Source organism: Erwinia sp. JH02 (assembly GCF_013074405.1).
GTDB classification, from domain to species: domain Bacteria; phylum Pseudomonadota; class Gammaproteobacteria; order Enterobacterales; family Enterobacteriaceae; genus Erwinia; species Erwinia rhapontici.
Genome location: NZ_JABANZ010000008.1, coordinates 1 through 14,873, shown reverse-complemented (window position 1 = coordinate 14,873; position 14,873 = coordinate 1). Strand labels below are relative to the sequence as shown.

General features: G+C 57.5%; 10 protein-coding genes. All 10 read left to right on the top strand.

The window, feature by feature from the left end; genetic code table 11:
- Positions 1-4: 4 nt before the first annotated feature.
- Positions 5-1,516: an SrfA family protein gene (locus HHI26_RS18825; RefSeq protein WP_171149504.1), complete on the top strand. Its 1,512-nt coding sequence runs from the start codon at positions 5-7 to the stop codon at positions 1,514-1,516.
- A gap of 18 nt (positions 1,517-1,534) precedes the next feature.
- Positions 1,535-4,603 (top strand): virulence factor SrfB, encoded by a 3,069-nt coding sequence (locus HHI26_RS18820; protein ID WP_133844685.1) that lies wholly within the window; start codon positions 1,535-1,537, stop codon positions 4,601-4,603.
- Positions 4,603-7,311: a virulence factor SrfC family protein gene (locus tag HHI26_RS18815; RefSeq protein ID WP_133844683.1), complete on the top strand. Its 2,709-nt coding sequence runs from the start codon at positions 4,603-4,605 to the stop codon at positions 7,309-7,311. Before HHI26_RS18820 ends, HHI26_RS18815 begins: the two co-directional genes overlap by 1 nt.
- Positions 7,305-8,378 (top strand): hypothetical protein, encoded by a 1,074-nt coding sequence (locus HHI26_RS18810; protein WP_133844681.1) that lies wholly within the window; start codon positions 7,305-7,307, stop codon positions 8,376-8,378. The genes HHI26_RS18815 and HHI26_RS18810 overlap by 7 nt, the downstream gene beginning before the upstream one ends.
- A complete protein-coding gene (locus HHI26_RS18805; RefSeq protein WP_171149503.1) occupies positions 8,375-10,351 on the top strand; it encodes a vWA domain-containing protein in 1,977 nt (658 codons plus the stop codon). Before HHI26_RS18810 ends, HHI26_RS18805 begins: the two co-directional genes overlap by 4 nt.
- On the top strand, positions 10,351-11,088 hold the full coding sequence (locus tag HHI26_RS18800) for an ABC transporter ATP-binding protein (RefSeq protein ID WP_159338593.1): 738 nt from the start codon (positions 10,351-10,353) through the stop codon (positions 11,086-11,088). Before HHI26_RS18805 ends, HHI26_RS18800 begins: the two co-directional genes overlap by 1 nt.
- Positions 11,078-12,292 carry an FtsX-like permease family protein gene (locus tag HHI26_RS18795; RefSeq protein ID WP_159338592.1) on the top strand — a complete coding sequence of 405 codons (1,215 nt, stop codon included), beginning with the start codon at positions 11,078-11,080 and terminating at the stop codon, positions 12,290-12,292. Before HHI26_RS18800 ends, HHI26_RS18795 begins: the two co-directional genes overlap by 11 nt.
- A 45-nt stretch (positions 12,293-12,337) precedes the next feature.
- Positions 12,338-13,894 (top strand): SUMF1/EgtB/PvdO family nonheme iron enzyme, encoded by a 1,557-nt coding sequence (locus tag HHI26_RS18790; protein ID WP_133844673.1) that lies wholly within the window; start codon positions 12,338-12,340, stop codon positions 13,892-13,894.
- Between the two features lie 229 nt (positions 13,895-14,123).
- Positions 14,124-14,606, top strand: a complete 483-nt coding sequence (locus tag HHI26_RS18785) for a type VI secretion system tube protein Hcp (RefSeq protein WP_171149502.1) — start codon at positions 14,124-14,126, stop codon at positions 14,604-14,606.
- 25 nt (positions 14,607-14,631) lie between these two features.
- Positions 14,632-14,873, top strand: a 242-nt coding sequence (locus HHI26_RS18780; protein WP_171149501.1) for an N-acetylmuramoyl-L-alanine amidase, incomplete at its 3' end; no start/stop codon positions are given.

Genomic DNA, 14,873 nt, shown 5'->3' with positions numbered 1-14,873 from the left:
GACAATGCGAAATGCGATTCAGGGACCACTGCTACGTACCGGACATAACTCCTCATTTAAGGCGCTGGGTGAAACGGGCTACCCCGTGTTCAAGATGGCATTTCAGCTACGCGAAGCGATCTACCGTCTTGATGCCGGACGTGACCTGGCCCGTCACCTTGCCGTCCCGCATAACGATCAGGGGGGCGATCGCACCGACTGGTACAGCAGCTTTCCTGGCGACATTATTCCGTGGAGCAGCGCCAGTGAAACGGAGCGCGCCTCCGCGCGTCAGCAGTTCAGCGAATTCCAGATCGCGGTACAGGCACTCAGTGAACAGTTGCTTAACGCTGAGAACAGCGGTGCCGGTGGCGATCGCCGGGTCTTTGCTCAGCTGCTGAAATCAGTCAGCCATTTCCCCGATTATGATTTTGTCTATCTGGTCAACGGCGTGCTGGTGATCACCTTCTGGGGCTTTGTTCATCCCGGTGGTGAAACGCGCAGCCCCCTGCACTGGCTGGAACCTGCATCGGTGCCTGCGCCGTCGGCGGCGATGATCCCTGGCACCACGCCGCCGCGCGCGGCTGCTACCGTGGCCAGCCCGCCAGTGGTGGAGACGGTCACACGTGGCCGCCGCTGGAACTGGCGCTGGTTACTCTGGGCGCTGCTGGGGCTGCTGTTACTGGCCCTGCTGTTTGGCCTGCTGCGTGGTTGCGTTCCTACGCTGTCATTGCCGGGCCTGCCGGGTTTCCCGGGGAATAAACCCCCCGCGCTGTCGGTCAACAATGAGGGCCATCCTCAGGTGCCCGACGTGAAGCTGCCGGAAATGCCGGCCATGCCGGACCTGAAACTGCCGAATGTCGCAGGGCAAAACGGTGCCGCCGCAGGCGCGCCTGGAGCCAGCCTGCCGGGCAGCGCTCAGGACGTGGGGGGCGTTCCGTCAGCGACGGAAGCACCACAACCCCTCGCCAGCGACACGCCACCCGCGGCAGACAATGCGCAGGCTACGGAGCCCGCAGCCACGACGGATCCGGTTCAGCCCGCACTGACGCCGGAAGCTGCAGCGAATCCAGAGGCCGCGCCCACCACGCCGCCAGAGCCGGGTGCTGAAACGCCCGCAGTGGCACCCAATACCGTCCCGCCGGTGATCCCGCCTGCGGGCAAACCGCTGGCAATCCCGCCGACCCTGCCTAATGGTCCGGCACAGTTTCTCAACGGCCAGTGGCGGGTAAACGGCGGTATCCAGGACAAACTCACGGGCCGCCCGCTGCAGTTGCAATACAACTTTAAGCAAGGTGAGGGCACCGTCAGCGTGCGCCAGTCGAGCGGTGTCACCTGCCAGGGCCCCGCCAGGGGCGACGTGCAGCAGGGGGCGCTCAGCATTACTAACCCAGAGCAGATGAAATGTAGCGACGGTTCAGACTTTATTGCGCCCGTCATCGCCTGCAAATCGCCTGCCGCCGATCACGCCGAGTGTGTCGGCAGCAACGACGGGGAAAAAACCTTCCCTATTCGTATGCTTCAACCCAATACCTGAACAGGGACGGATTAAATTATGTTGCCTGAGATTGTTTCTTTTGATCGTCAAATCACCCTGGTCGGCGACTCCGGTATCCAGTTTATGGATTTCGGCCTGACGCCAAAACGTCTGCCTGCGGGGGAGTTTGTTAAATTAGCCAATGGCGTGCTCACGCGTCTGATTTACAACGAGCAGCGCGATTACTATTTCTATCAACCGACGCCTGACGCGATTGAGAAGGCCAAAAGCCAGTACGATATTCCGGTGGATGCCAGCCTGGCGCTACTGGACAGCGTCTGGTTACCGCTGCCCCTGTTCCGTTTCAGCCCGCCGAATGTCTATCAGGAAGGGCCGCTGAACTGGGCGCGTTTTCGTCTGGTCAAACTGCCGGAACCGGACATGGATGGCCACACTCACCGCATGACGCTGGCGATGGATACCCGCATCATGGCCCGGCAGCAGTCGGCAGCCGACCTCAGTCCTAATCAGGAAGACGTCAACGCCGGTGCGACCTTTGCCGTGGCAACCGCCACCTATGCGCTCAACTGGTATCTGACGCAGGACTGGGTCAAAGACTGGCTGAAAGAGGTGTTCAAAGAGAGCAGCAAAGGCCGTGACCTGGATGAACAGGAGCAGGAGCTGGCGCAGCACTATCCTCTGGCGCACTACCTTAACCTGCTGTCACTGATGGCCATTCCGGTGGAAGGGCTGCAAACCCAGACCGCGCCTGCCATCGAACTGCCGCAGTTCCGCATGATCGCCAATCGCGAAACCAATGCCATTAAACCGATCCCGGTGGATCTGATCCTCGACGTCGGTAACTCACGCACCTGCGGGATCCTGATTGAAGATCATGGCCAGTCAGGTTCCGGTCTGATGCACAACTATGTGCTGAAACTGCGCGATCTCAGCAATCCTGAGCACATCTACACCGATCCCTTTGAAAGCCGGGTGGAGTTCTCTCAGGCCTTTTTCGGCAAAGACCATTGCTCTGTGCGCAGCGGCCGACATGACGCGTTCCAGTGGCCGACCATCGCCCGCATCGGCGGGGAAGCCACACGTTTAGCGGCACGCCGCCGCGGCAGTGAAGGCTCCACCGGTCTGTCCAGCCCTAAGCGCTACCTGTGGGATGAGAAGTTTTATGGCCAGGGCTGGCGTTTCAACGGCAGCTACGTGCAGGACACCAACCCGCTGGCGACCGCGGCCCCCTTTGCCAACCTCATCGACGAAAAAGGCGAGGCGCTGCACACCATTGAAGACGAGATGGATCGCATTCCGGTCTTCACACCGCGCTATTCACGCAGCTCGCTGATGACCTTTATGCTGTCGGAAGTGCTGACCCAGGCCATCAGCCAGATTAACAGCGTGGAACAGCGTACCCGTCAGGGCCACGCCGGTATTCCTCGCCAGCTCCGTCATATCATTCTGACGGTGCCGCCAGGCCTGCCGATGGCTGAACGCTGTATCCTGGATGACCGCATGCGTCAGGCGGTGGGGTTAGTGTGGAAATCGCTGCGCTGGCACAACGGCGAGAATGACCCGTATCTGGATGAACAGGAGTTATCCACCCAGGGGAATATCCGTATCCCCTTACCAAAAATTCGCGTGGAATGGGACGAGGCCTCCTGTGCGCAGCTGGTGTATCTGTACACCGAGATCAATCAGAACTTTGCCGGCCACCCGGAGGTGTTCTTCAATACCCTTGGCCGCCCGGACCGCAAAGATCGTGAAACCATCACGCTGGCATCCCTCGATATCGGAGGTGGAACCACGGACCTGGTGATCACCGACTACCGTCTGGATCGCAATGGCCTGGAAGGCAGCGGCGCTAACGCACATATCATTCCCCATCAGCGTTTTCGTGACAGCTTCAAAACCGCCGGTGACGACATTCTGCTGGATGTGATCCAGGCCTATGTGTTGCCCGCCTTCGAGCTGGCGCTGCGTGATGCCGGAGTAGTCACGGTTGAAACGCTGATGTCGCAGCTGTGCGGATCACAAAATATCAGTGCTGCTGAAGCCGTACTGCGTCAGCAACTCAGCCTGCAGCTGTTTGTGCCACTGGCGCTGCATATTCTGAGCAGCTACGAGCACTTTGATCCGCTGGATGAGCAAACCCACCTGCTGATCAACCGCAAGGTGAGTGAGTTACTGCCTGCTGGCAGTATTCGTGACGAAGTCGATGGCTTTGTGCGTCGCGAAGTGCAAAAAGCGGGTGGCCCGAATGATTTCAGGCTGGTGGATATCACCCTCAACCTGTCGCTGGTGAAGGTGCATAACGATCTGTGCTCGGGCAAGTTCAACATTGATAAGGTGCTCACTGCCCTGTGCGAAGTGTTGTCCTGCTATCACTGCGACATGCTGCTGCTGACGGGGCGGCCTTCACAGCTACCGGGCATCCAGGCGATCATTCGTCGCAATCTGCCGTTACCGCCGGGACGCATTCTGCCACTGCATGGCTACCAGACCGGCACCTGGTATCCGTTCCACAAAAATGGCTATATCGACGATCCGAAGAGCACCGCCTCGGTCGGCGCCATGCTGGCACAGCTGTGCGCCAATCACAGTATTCCTAACTTCCATTTCCGTGTCTCGGCGCTGAAGCCTTACTCGACCATTCGCCATATTGGCATTATCGATATGGATAACCTGCTGCGTGATGCCGATGTGGTCTACCGCCATATCCAGTCAGAGAATGGCCAGATCACCCTGCCGGGCGAACGCAGCGAAGAGGGCGAGGGCGCAATGCAAAGCATCGTGATGCGTGGCGATCTGCGGCTGGGATATCGCCAGCTGGATGCCGAACGCTGGTCTGCCGCTCCGCTCTACACCCTGCGTTTCAACGAAAAGGGCCGTCAAAAATTCTCCACGGCGCAGTCGAGTGACAGCGGCTCCCCTTATCTCAGGGTGCGGCTGACCGTGGATAAAGGCAAACGCGCGCGCCAGTTAGGGCTGATCAGCGATCGCCTGACCATCGCAGATGTCAGCAGCAACACCGATAAATCCTTTAGCAAAGGGGATTTAGAACTGGAACTGAATACCATGCCCGATACCGGGCTCATTGACAGCCGGCACTGGCTCGATAGCGGGAGTGTGAAAAAATAATGAACAGCGAACCAGAATCTCTTACCCAAGGTTGGGCAGCGATCGCCCGGAGCTGTCAGGATGCACGCGGCTGGGTAGAAACCGTGCGTGTCGGCTCGCGCCGCCTGGATAACGAGGCGGACAAACTCAACCTCAGTTTGCTGCGTACCCGCAATCTGGCCAACAATCTGCAACATGTCGCCTCGACGCCGATGACGGTGGGTTTTTTCGGCATTTCTCAGGCGGGCAAGTCCTACCTGATCTCAGCGCTGGCAGCGGGCAGCCACGGCAGCCTGAAAGCGGCCTATGGCGACCGACGAGTCGACTTTATTAAAGAGGTCAACCCGGTTGGGGGGGGTAAGGAGGCCACGGGCCTGGTCACGCGCTTTACCAGACAGGCACCAGAAGCACCTGCGGGTTACCCTGTCCCGCTGCGTCTGTTTAGCGAAATCGATATTGCCAAAATCCTGACGAACACCTGGTTTAACGACTTTAATCAGGAGCAACTGGGCGATGAACTCGATGAAAGCCACATTGAAGAACACCTGCGTCCCTTCCTGCTTCGTGCCGAACAGCGTGAAATCTGCGCCGGCGTCAGCAGCGAAGATGTGGTGTCTTTATGGGACTACCTTGATACATCGTTCAAAAGATCCGTGGGAAAACTCAGATCGGTTTACTGGCCGCAGGTACTGAAAATAGCCCCTGGGCTGCGTCCGGAAGAACGTGCAGAATTGTTCTCTCTGCTGTGGGGTAAACAGAGCGCACTGACGGAAACCTATCGTTCACTGGCCAGGGTGCTGGTGAAAATAAACCATGCCAGAATGGTGTTTGCGCCGCTGGAGACGCTGACCGATCACAGTAGCGGCAGCATCATGAACGTCGATAGCCTGAATCGCCTCGGTTCCCATCAGGATCGCAATGTTGATATCCGTTACTGGAACGACGATCAACAATCCGTCAGCGCCTCTTTGTCACAAGCCGAACTGACCGCGCTCACCGCGGAGCTGATTTTCCCGCTGGCGGAAGTCCCGCAGGACAGCATTGTGGAGCAGGTCGATTTGCTTGATTTCCCGGGTTACCGCGGACGCCTCAAAATTGACAAGCTGGAAGATGCCGGTCAGGGCGGGCTCAACCCCATCTCGCAGTTACTGCTGCGCGGTAAAGTGGCCTATCTTTTCGAGCGCTACACCGATAACCAGGAGATGAATGCGCTGGTGGTGTGCGCCAGTGCCGCCAAGCAGAGCGACGTGGCCGATGTCGGCCCGGTGTTAAACCGGTGGGTTGAAAAAACTCAGGGTAAGGCGGGTGAACGCAGCGGCGCCCCGGGTCTGTTCTGGGCCATCACGATGTGTGACAAACGCATCAGCGACAGCCTGGAACATACTGACACTCAGCTAAAAATGGGCTGGGAAGATATGTTGCATATCACCCTGCGCGAGCGTTTTGCTCATTACGAATGGCTCCAGGAGTGGATGCCAGGGAAACCGTTCCAGAATGTCTTCCTGGTGCGTAAACCGGGGATTGATAATCCCTTCCTGGACCTGGTGCGTGAACCCGGTCAGGAGGTACTTAAAGAAGTGTCCCTGGCTGAACGCTATCACGAGGTGCTCGACAGAATGGGCAATACCTTTATCGATGGCGAGCTGGTGCGGAAATATCTGGCCGAACCGCAGGATGCATGGAAGGCGATGCTGACGCTGAACGATGGCGGGATGCGTCGCCTCACCGAAGCCCTGCGCCGCGTTGCTCATCTGGATTTCAAACTGAAGCGCCTGCATCAGCAGTTAGTGCAGTGCCGCCATGAAACCGGCGATCAACAGCTTGGCCGCTGGTATGAACAGGGTGGCGAAGATCAGCGGGCGAAGAAACAGGCGATTGCCAAAGATCTGTGGCAGGGGTTATCCGCCAGTGCGCACAGCATCGGTGAAATGATCAGTCGCCTGGAACTTCCCACGCCTGAACTCAACAACATCTATCTGAGTATTCGCCATGAGGATCAGGCATCCGCGGCGGCCGGTGACCCGCGCCCCGTTCAGGTGCTGGCGAGCAATCCGTTTGGCGATAATCCGTTTGGCAGCAATCCGTTTGCCAGCGATCCCTTCTCCGGTTCAGTGACGGCGGAGGTGGCCGCCGTTGCCGACACCGCGCCTGCGTCTGTAAGGGTGAGCCAGGAGGACGAGTTCGCCCATCAGGCCTTCAAAGCCTGGGTGGCTCATCTGAGGGAGTTACCGCAGCAAACGGCCCACTGGTCCGCCCTCGGCCTGAACAGCGAGCTGATGAATCTGCTCACTGAAGAGTTGATTGCGGCCGCCACTCGCCTCGATCTGGAGGGCACCCTGAAACAGGCGCTGGCGGGTCAGGAGCAGGCAGATACCCATCATGACCAGCTGAGGGCGCGTCAGGTGCTGCGTACCCAGCTGGCGATGCGTGATTTTATTGCCTGGTTCGGCTATCTCTCTCTGCCGGAAGAGCAGGTGCCCAACAGCTATGTGGGTGAGAAAAAGAAAGTGTTTGCGCGTCAGACACCGCTGACCGGCGATGCGTTACCTCAGTTGGCAGCCGTGGCACCGCAGCCCGGTGTGGCCTGGATGGGTGACTGGTTATCGGCCTTGATGACCGTCATTCTGGACAACGCCGGCCACAGCGCCACGCGCGATATCTCCTTCGAACATAACCAGCAGCTGGGTCAGATTATCCGCCAGTTGAAACAAGAGAACACCCCATGCTAGCTAAAATCTTCGCCTGCCAACCGGCAGCGCCGGGTACGGCACAACTGATGGTGCGCCTGCGCGGCGAGCAGGCCATCCTGTCTGACCTGACCTTTATTCTTTGCAACAACGAGCAGGATTACCTGCAACCTGATGGCAGATGGGGGGCGGCACAACACTGGTTTACCGTCGCTGGCGGCTATGCGCTGGCAGGCGGCAGTGGTTTTCGTCTTGGCCCAACGATCCTTGACCCACTGCTGGCCAATGCCAGCCAGGTGCAAATCCAGGTCAAACTGGCCTCAGGTGAAGTGCGTAACACCACGCTCCAGCTGGCGCGCGATGAGCTGTTCTCGTCGGAGGCGCGTGGCCAGACCGGCAACTACAGCAGCAGCAGCGTGCTGCCCACGCCGGAACCGGTGTCCCCGCCGGTAGCCGCCCCGGTTGCCCCGCCCGTTGTCCAGCCTGCGCCCACGGTTGCCGTGTCTGCCGCGGATAAACCCAAAGGGAAAAGCACGCCATCCCGTGTACCGCTGATCGCCATTATCGCCGGTGCCGTGCTGGCCCTGCTGCTGATCGCCGCCGGGCTCTGGTGGTTCCTGGGGCGCGATACTGCCACCCCTGCTGCTGCTGATGCGCAACAGGAAGCCACGTCCGCCGCCGCGGTGCCGCCAGCGTCGGCCACGACGGAACCCTCTTCGGCACCTGCGGCAGGCGCAGAAAAAACGGCAGAGACCACCGCTGCCAGCACCTGTACCGTTGCTAACCTGAATAGCCAGAAAGAGCTCGATTTCGTGCAGGGCTGTGTTGAGCAGAAGCTCGACAGCGAGGCGTTACTGACCATTATTCAGGCCGCCAAAGAGGCGAAGAAATGCGGCGTGGCACAGCGTTTGTATGCCAACCGCGCACAGGGGGGTGACAGTAAGATCGCCATCGCTTACGCCCGTGAATACGATCCTGAATCCCATCAGCCGGGCGAGTGCTTCAAAACGGCGGATAAAGACACGGCAGCCTACTGGTACGAGACCGCACTGCAGGCTGAACCGGATAATAAACAGGTCAAACAACGCCTTGAGGAGCTGGAAAAATGATCCCTTCCCCGATGTTGCGTCTGGCGCTGCCGCTTTGTGCCCTGCTGCTGTCCAGCCATGCGCTGGCCGCTGATGGCGATAAACCGCTGCTGCAGGAAGGGAAAAAAACCTTATTTCAGCGAGTACTCACCACGCCGGGTTGCACTCTGAGCAACGCTGCTGGCGAAGCGAAAGGCACGATACAGCCCGCCTTCAGCAGTCTGTACGTTTACCAAAAAACAGAGGTGAAGGGCGCAAGCTGGATCGAAGTCGGGCCCGACAGCTACGGCAAAAAAATCGGCTGGTTACCCCAGGCCTGCACCGTTGACTGGAAAATGCAGCTGACCCTGGCCTTCACCAATCCGGCCAACCGCGACCGCCTGCTGTTTTTCAAAGAGCGAAAAAGTCTGGACGATATTCTCTCCGCAGCAGACCCGGTTTCTCTGGTTGCACCGCTGCGTGCCAAACTGAAGCGTGACGGCCATGCAGACGGGGTACAGGCCCAGGAACCGGCGTTATTTGTCGATCTGCAAAAGCAGTTTTACCTGCTGCCGATCCTCAGCGGTGAAGAGGTGATGACAGAAGAGGGCTTCTATACCCGCCTGCTGAACGTTGCTTCGGTGAGTAAAGCCGACGCCACCGCCGCCGCCGCCGCCGCCAAAGAAGAAGAGAGCGTTAACAAAATCAAAGGGTTCAACGCCTCGGTGGTGTTTGTTATCGACTCCACCATTTCAATGGGACCGTATATCGATCGCACCAGGGAAGCGGTGAATAAGATCTACGATAAAATCAAACAGGAGAATCTGGGGGAGCAGGTGAAATTTGGTCTGGTGTCCTATCGCTCAAACACCAAAGCGGTGCCGGGCCTGGAATTCAGCACCAAAATCTTCGCCGATCCCAATCAGGTGAAAGATGGCCCGGACTTCCTGAAAAAGGTCGCCGACCTGAAAGAAGCCAAAGTCTCCAGTTCGCTGTATGACGAAGATGCCTATGCCGGTGTGATGTCGGCTATCGACGACATCGACTGGAGCCCGTTTGGCGCCCGCTACGTGGTATTAATCACCGATGCCGGTGCCATTGAGGGCAGCAATAAACTGTCAGGTACCGGTCTGGATGCCAGCCAGCTGCGCCTGGAGGCGGGCAATCGTGGCATCGCCATCTATACCCTGCACCTGAAAACCGCCAGCGGCAAAGATGACCACGCTAAAGCAGAAAGCCAGTATCGCGATCTCTCTAACTTTGACAGCACGCAGTCCAACCTGTACCAGACGGTGGATGCCGGCGATCTGTCCGTCTTTGGTCAGCAGATTGATGCCCTGGCCTCTGCCATTACCGCGCAGGTGAAGTCCGCCTATATGGGGGATGCAGCCATCGGCAGTGCGATCTATGCCAAAGATGATGGTAAGAAGCTGACGCCCGAGCAGAAATTACTGCAGGATACGGCGCTGATTGGTCATGCAATGCAGCTGGCCTATCTCGGCAAAAAGAACGGCACCCAGGCACCGTTGGTGTTTAAAGCCTGGATCAGCGACCGTGACCTGATTAAGCAGAATATCCCCACCACGGATGTGCGGGTGCTGCTGACTAAGGGACAGCTAAGTGATTTAAGCGATGTGGTCAGTCAGATCCTGCAAGCCGCGAACGAGGGCATGATCTCTCCGGCAAAAATGTTTGAGCGTTTACGTACTGTCGCCGCCACTATGGGCGCCGATCCTAACCAGCTTAAGCAGCAGGAAAATACCAAAATCAACGATCTCGGGGTGCTGGGCGAATATCTCGCCGACTTACCTTATCGCAGCGACGTGTTGAATCTGGACGAAGAGACATGGAAAAGCTGGGATGGGCTGTCGCAGGAGAAATTTATTCGCACGCTGTCGGCCAAGCTGCGCCACTACCAGAAATATAACGCCGATGTTGATCGCTGGGTTGAGCTTGCCGCTGGCAGCGATCCGCGCGATCGCGTCTACCCGGTGCCGCTGGAAATGATGCCCTGATGCTGCACATTGAGGACCTGTGTATTGTCCGGGGGCAGGGAAGCCAGGCCCACCGTGTCTCGCTGCCGCAGCTGGCACTGCGGCCGGGCGAGGTGATGGCTGTCACCGGCGAAAGCGGCTGTGGTAAAAGTACGCTGCTGGAAGCCATCGGCTTATTGCTGCGCCCCAGCCACATCGGGCGTTTTATGTTGAGCCAGGCGAGCGGGCAACGGGATGTTGCCGCCTTGCTCAATGGCGATCGTCAGGCGGAGCTGGCCGATATGCGTGCACGCCAGTTAGGGTTCGTCTTGCAAAATGGCGGCCTGCTTCCCTATCTGAACGTGCGCGACAATATCCGCCTGCCCTGCCAGCTGCTGGGCAAAACGCCCGACAAAACCCTGCTGAACCGGATTATCGACACCCTGAAACTGGGCCCTTTACTGGCCCGCTATCCGGCGCAGTTATCCTTTGGTGAAAGACAGCGAACCGCCTTTGCCCGGGCCATTGTCCATCGTCCCGCGCTGGTGCTGGCGGATGAACCCACCGCCGCGCTGGATCCTCACAATGCGCAGCAGCTGTTTAATCTGTTTATTGAGCTGGTGCGTCAGGAAGGGATGATGGCGCTGGTGGTGTGTCACGACTGGCCACTGGTCGAACGTTTCGGCTTACCTTGCCTGATCGCCCGCACCGATGCCCCAGCCGTGAATCCGGCCGATTCATCAGAGCCTGTCCAGGGGGAAACCCGCTTTGTCCTTTAACCGAACTCCGCTGCTTGCCCGGCTCGCTTTGCAGGACCTGTGGCACGACCGCACCATCTCCTTTTGCATCATTTCTTCGCTGGTGGCGGTGATAGCCCCTCTGCTGCTGCTGTTCGGCCTGCGTTTTGGCATTGTCAGCCAGTTACAGGACGACCTGGCGAAAGACCCGCGTAATCTTGAGATCCGCATGTTGAGCAGCAACAGCTATGACCAGGCCTGGATCGAACAGTTGCAACAGCGGCCCGACGTGGGCTTTGCTATCGGGCAGACGCGTTCGCTGAACACGCTGGCCGATCTGCAAACCGACAGCACCCATTTTATCGAAAGCGCCGAAGTGATCCCCACTGCGTCAGGCGACCCGTTACTGGGCAGCCTTATCCTGCGTCATGACAATGAGGTGGTGTTAACCCAGGAAGCCGCACGCAAGCTGGCCGTCAGCGTCGGGGAGACGATCGATCTCCGGGTGAACCGCCTGTTTGAAGAGCGCCGCGAGTGGGGGCGTCAGCGTCTGACCGTGGTGGGTATTTTACCGGCTACCTACTTCAATCGCCCGGCCATCTTTACTCGCCCGACCCTGTTACTGATGCTGGAACATTTCCGCGATGGCTTCGCTACCCCGGCCCTCGGCGTCAGCAGCGGCAACCCCCTCAGCGACATGTCACCGCGCTATGCCCGCGCCCGACTGTACGCCAAAGATATTGATCAGGTGGCCGGTCTTGAGCGCGATCTCCGGGCGCAGCGCATCGAAACCGCCAGCCGCCTGGCAGATATTGAAAATGTGAAAAGCATTAACCGGGTGCTGGGGGTGATTTTTAATACCATCGCCGCGACGGCCCTGATCGGCTGCATCGCCTCGCTGGTGGGCTCTTTTATCGCCAACGTCGATCGCAAACGTAAGCATATCGCTGTCCTGCGCCTGCTCGGCTTCACCGGCCCGGCCGTCGGCCTCTACGTGATGATACAGGGCTGTCTGCTCAGTTTGCTGGCGTATGTCGGTGGCTACAGCATCTATCTGATTGCCAGCCAGGTCTTTAACCGGGCGCTGGCGGGTAGCCAGGCCACGGGGCAGATGCTGTGCAAAATCACGCCGATGCATAGCCTGCTGGCCATGGCCCTGACGGCGGTGGTAGCGCTGCTGGTCGCCAGTATTGGCGCTTACCGTGCCATCCATATTGAACCCGCGCAGAGTCTGCGCGAGGTGTGATGCTGCCACCCTTATTTTCTTATTACTGATTAGCGGAGACTGTTCGTGACCTTTACGCCTTCCTCATTGTCATCCTGGCTGTTTCTGGCTTTGCTCGCCAGTGCCGCACCTGCCCTGGCCGAGCCCTGGACAGGCGATAGCTACAATCCTAAACCTGATGATGACGATATCATTCTGCCGATGCCCTGCGAGGGATCGATGGCTTTTCGCCGGGTCGAGATTCCTCTGGCTGGCCCCCTTGATGACCTGCCGATCACGCTGGGGCAGGATGGCGGAGAATGGGGCTTTGTTGAACACAGCTATCCGGCTTTTATCGCCGGGAGCTTCTCCGATGCCGGTAAGAGCAAAGGCCGTTATTACCTGATGGCAAAATATGAGCTTACCGCATTGCAATATCAGGCACTGACGCAGGGAACCTGCCCCACGCCGTCGCGTAAACTCAGCGTGCCGGAGACCGGTATCAGCTGGTTTGATGCGGTCAGCGTGGCGAATAAATACAATGAATGGCTACGCAGTAATGCGGCCGATAAACTGCCGAAAGAAGACGGTACCGCTGGCTTTTTACGCCTGCCTACGGAGGTGGAGTGGGAGTTTGCTGCCCGTGGCGGACTGAAGGTCAACAGCGCGGAGTTTCGTGATGTCCATTATCCAATGGATGACATGAAAAACTTTGAGTGGTATTCCGGTGCGCAATCGTCCAATGGCAAGGTGCAGCTGATCGGGCGTCTCAGCCCGAATCCTCTTGGCCTGCATGATATGTTGGGCAATGTCTCGGAGATGATGTTTACCCCGTTCTATCTCAATAAACTCAATCGCCTGCACGGTCAGGCTGGGGGCTTTGTGGTGCGCGGGGGCAACTTCCAGACCAGTGCAGCGGAGATCCGCAGTTCGGCGCGCAAAGAGGTGAACTATTACGACAGTACCAGCCCTGCGACCAGTAAAACCACCGGGCTGCGTCTGGTGCTGGTAGCCCCCGCGATGACCTCAACGGGCCGGGTTAAGCAGCTGGAAAAAAGCTGGGCTGCGCTCGGGGCAGACAGTAGCGGTGCAGATAAGAAAAAAGATGAAGCGAAAGACACCGTCAAAGCACTGGGAACGCTGGCCTCAGGGGTAGATGATGCCGCACTGAAGAAAAAGCTCAATGACCTGGAAAGTCAGCTGCGGGCCAGCAATCAGCAGCAGCAGGAAGAGCGCGCGCAATCGATCCGCGCCAGCCTTAACCTGGGATCGTTCCTCTGCACCAAGCTGCAGGATGATGGTCGCTTCCTCGATTTCCTCACACATAACTATGAGGCGCTGTGTAAGGATAAAGACAGCAGCGATCAGAACTGTGCTATCCGTAAAACCAAACTGGGTGAGCAAACAAAAAGTTTACAGCAGGTGACCAGTTACTACGCCAGTAGCCTGGTAGATTCGGCGACCTTATATGGGCAGGAAGGGCTGAAACATGAGGTTGGCGTCTTTGATCAGATGCTGACCCTGAACAAGCGTCTGTCCGGGCTCAAACCTTTCCTGGCCGCACACTGGCAGAACCAGCAGAAATATCTGGAGAACGGCAAGATTGATACCGCCGGCTGGCTGGAAAGCTGCAAGAAAATTTAACGCCTTTACTTGAGGCCTCGCCAGGGCTGTGTTAATCGCACAGCGGATAGCAGGCCTCATCTCTTCAGCAACAATTAGAAAATCATTTTTTTACTATTTATAACCCTCCTCAATTAGCCGTACCTTCCCTTGTTTATAAATATTCAGCTTATTAATTATTCCACTAATAAGCTCAGGCTAAACCAATAGCCATGAGTTTTATCGTTTTACTCATATACAAGGAGGACGTATGGCTCAGGATATTTTCATTACATTTAAGGGGATTGAGGGTGAATCTCTGGATTTTTCACATAAAGGTGAGATTGAGGTTATACGCTGGAAATGGGCCGTCAGTCAGCCTGCCAACATGCACTCAGGCAGCGGCGGGGGGGCCGGAAAGTCGACCGTCGGCGATCTGTACTTCGATCACCGCCTCGATAAAGCCAGCCCCAATCTTCTTCAATACTGTCTGACTGGCAAGCACATACCGGAAGTCGTGCTGGCCGTTCGCAAAGCCGGCGGTTCTCCGCTGGAGTATCTGCGTGTGACCTTAGAGGAGGTGATCATTACCCGGGTTGAGTCTTTCGGTTATGACACCATGCGCAGTCCGCGAGAAAAGGTCGGATTATCGTTCTCACGGGTGAAGATGGATTATGTTTTGCAAAATGCAGAGGGCGGAATGGCAGGCACGGTTTCCATGGGGTATGACATTAAAGCCAACGCCATTATTTGATTTTTGTAACCTAAGGAAGGGACTTATGCTTTATATCGACGAGGGTGGTTATATTGATGCAGAACGCATCATCCTGAAAATATTCAATAATATTGAGCGTGGAAAGATGGATGCGGTTAATGGCATCGTTGTGCATCAGACCAATGCGCCGACAGCCAGCAGTACCTTTCACAGTTATCAAACGAAAGGCGCCACCGGCGCTCACTTCCTGATTGACAGAGATGGCACCATCTATCAGACCGCTTCGTTATTCCAGATCACCTGGCA

Bases quoted from the DNA above. Each gene is read 5' to 3' on its own strand.
- HHI26_RS18825 (WP_171149504.1), top strand. From the start codon at position 5: ATGCGAAATGCGATTCAGGGACCACTGCTACGTACCGGACATAACTCC.
- HHI26_RS18810 (WP_133844681.1), top strand. From the start codon at position 7,305: ATGCTAGCTAAAATCTTCGCCTGCCAACCGGCAGCGCCGGGTACGGCA.
- HHI26_RS18805 (WP_171149503.1), top strand. From the start codon at position 8,375: ATGATCCCTTCCCCGATGTTGCGTCTGGCGCTGCCGCTTTGTGCCCTG.
- HHI26_RS18820 (WP_133844685.1), top strand. From the start codon at position 1,535: ATGTTGCCTGAGATTGTTTCTTTTGATCGTCAAATCACCCTGGTCGGC.
- HHI26_RS18800 (WP_159338593.1), top strand. From the start codon at position 10,351: ATGCTGCACATTGAGGACCTGTGTATTGTCCGGGGGCAGGGAAGCCAG.
- HHI26_RS18815 (WP_133844683.1), top strand. From the start codon at position 4,603: ATGAACAGCGAACCAGAATCTCTTACCCAAGGTTGGGCAGCGATCGCC.
- HHI26_RS18785 (WP_171149502.1), top strand. From the start codon at position 14,124: ATGGCTCAGGATATTTTCATTACATTTAAGGGGATTGAGGGTGAATCT.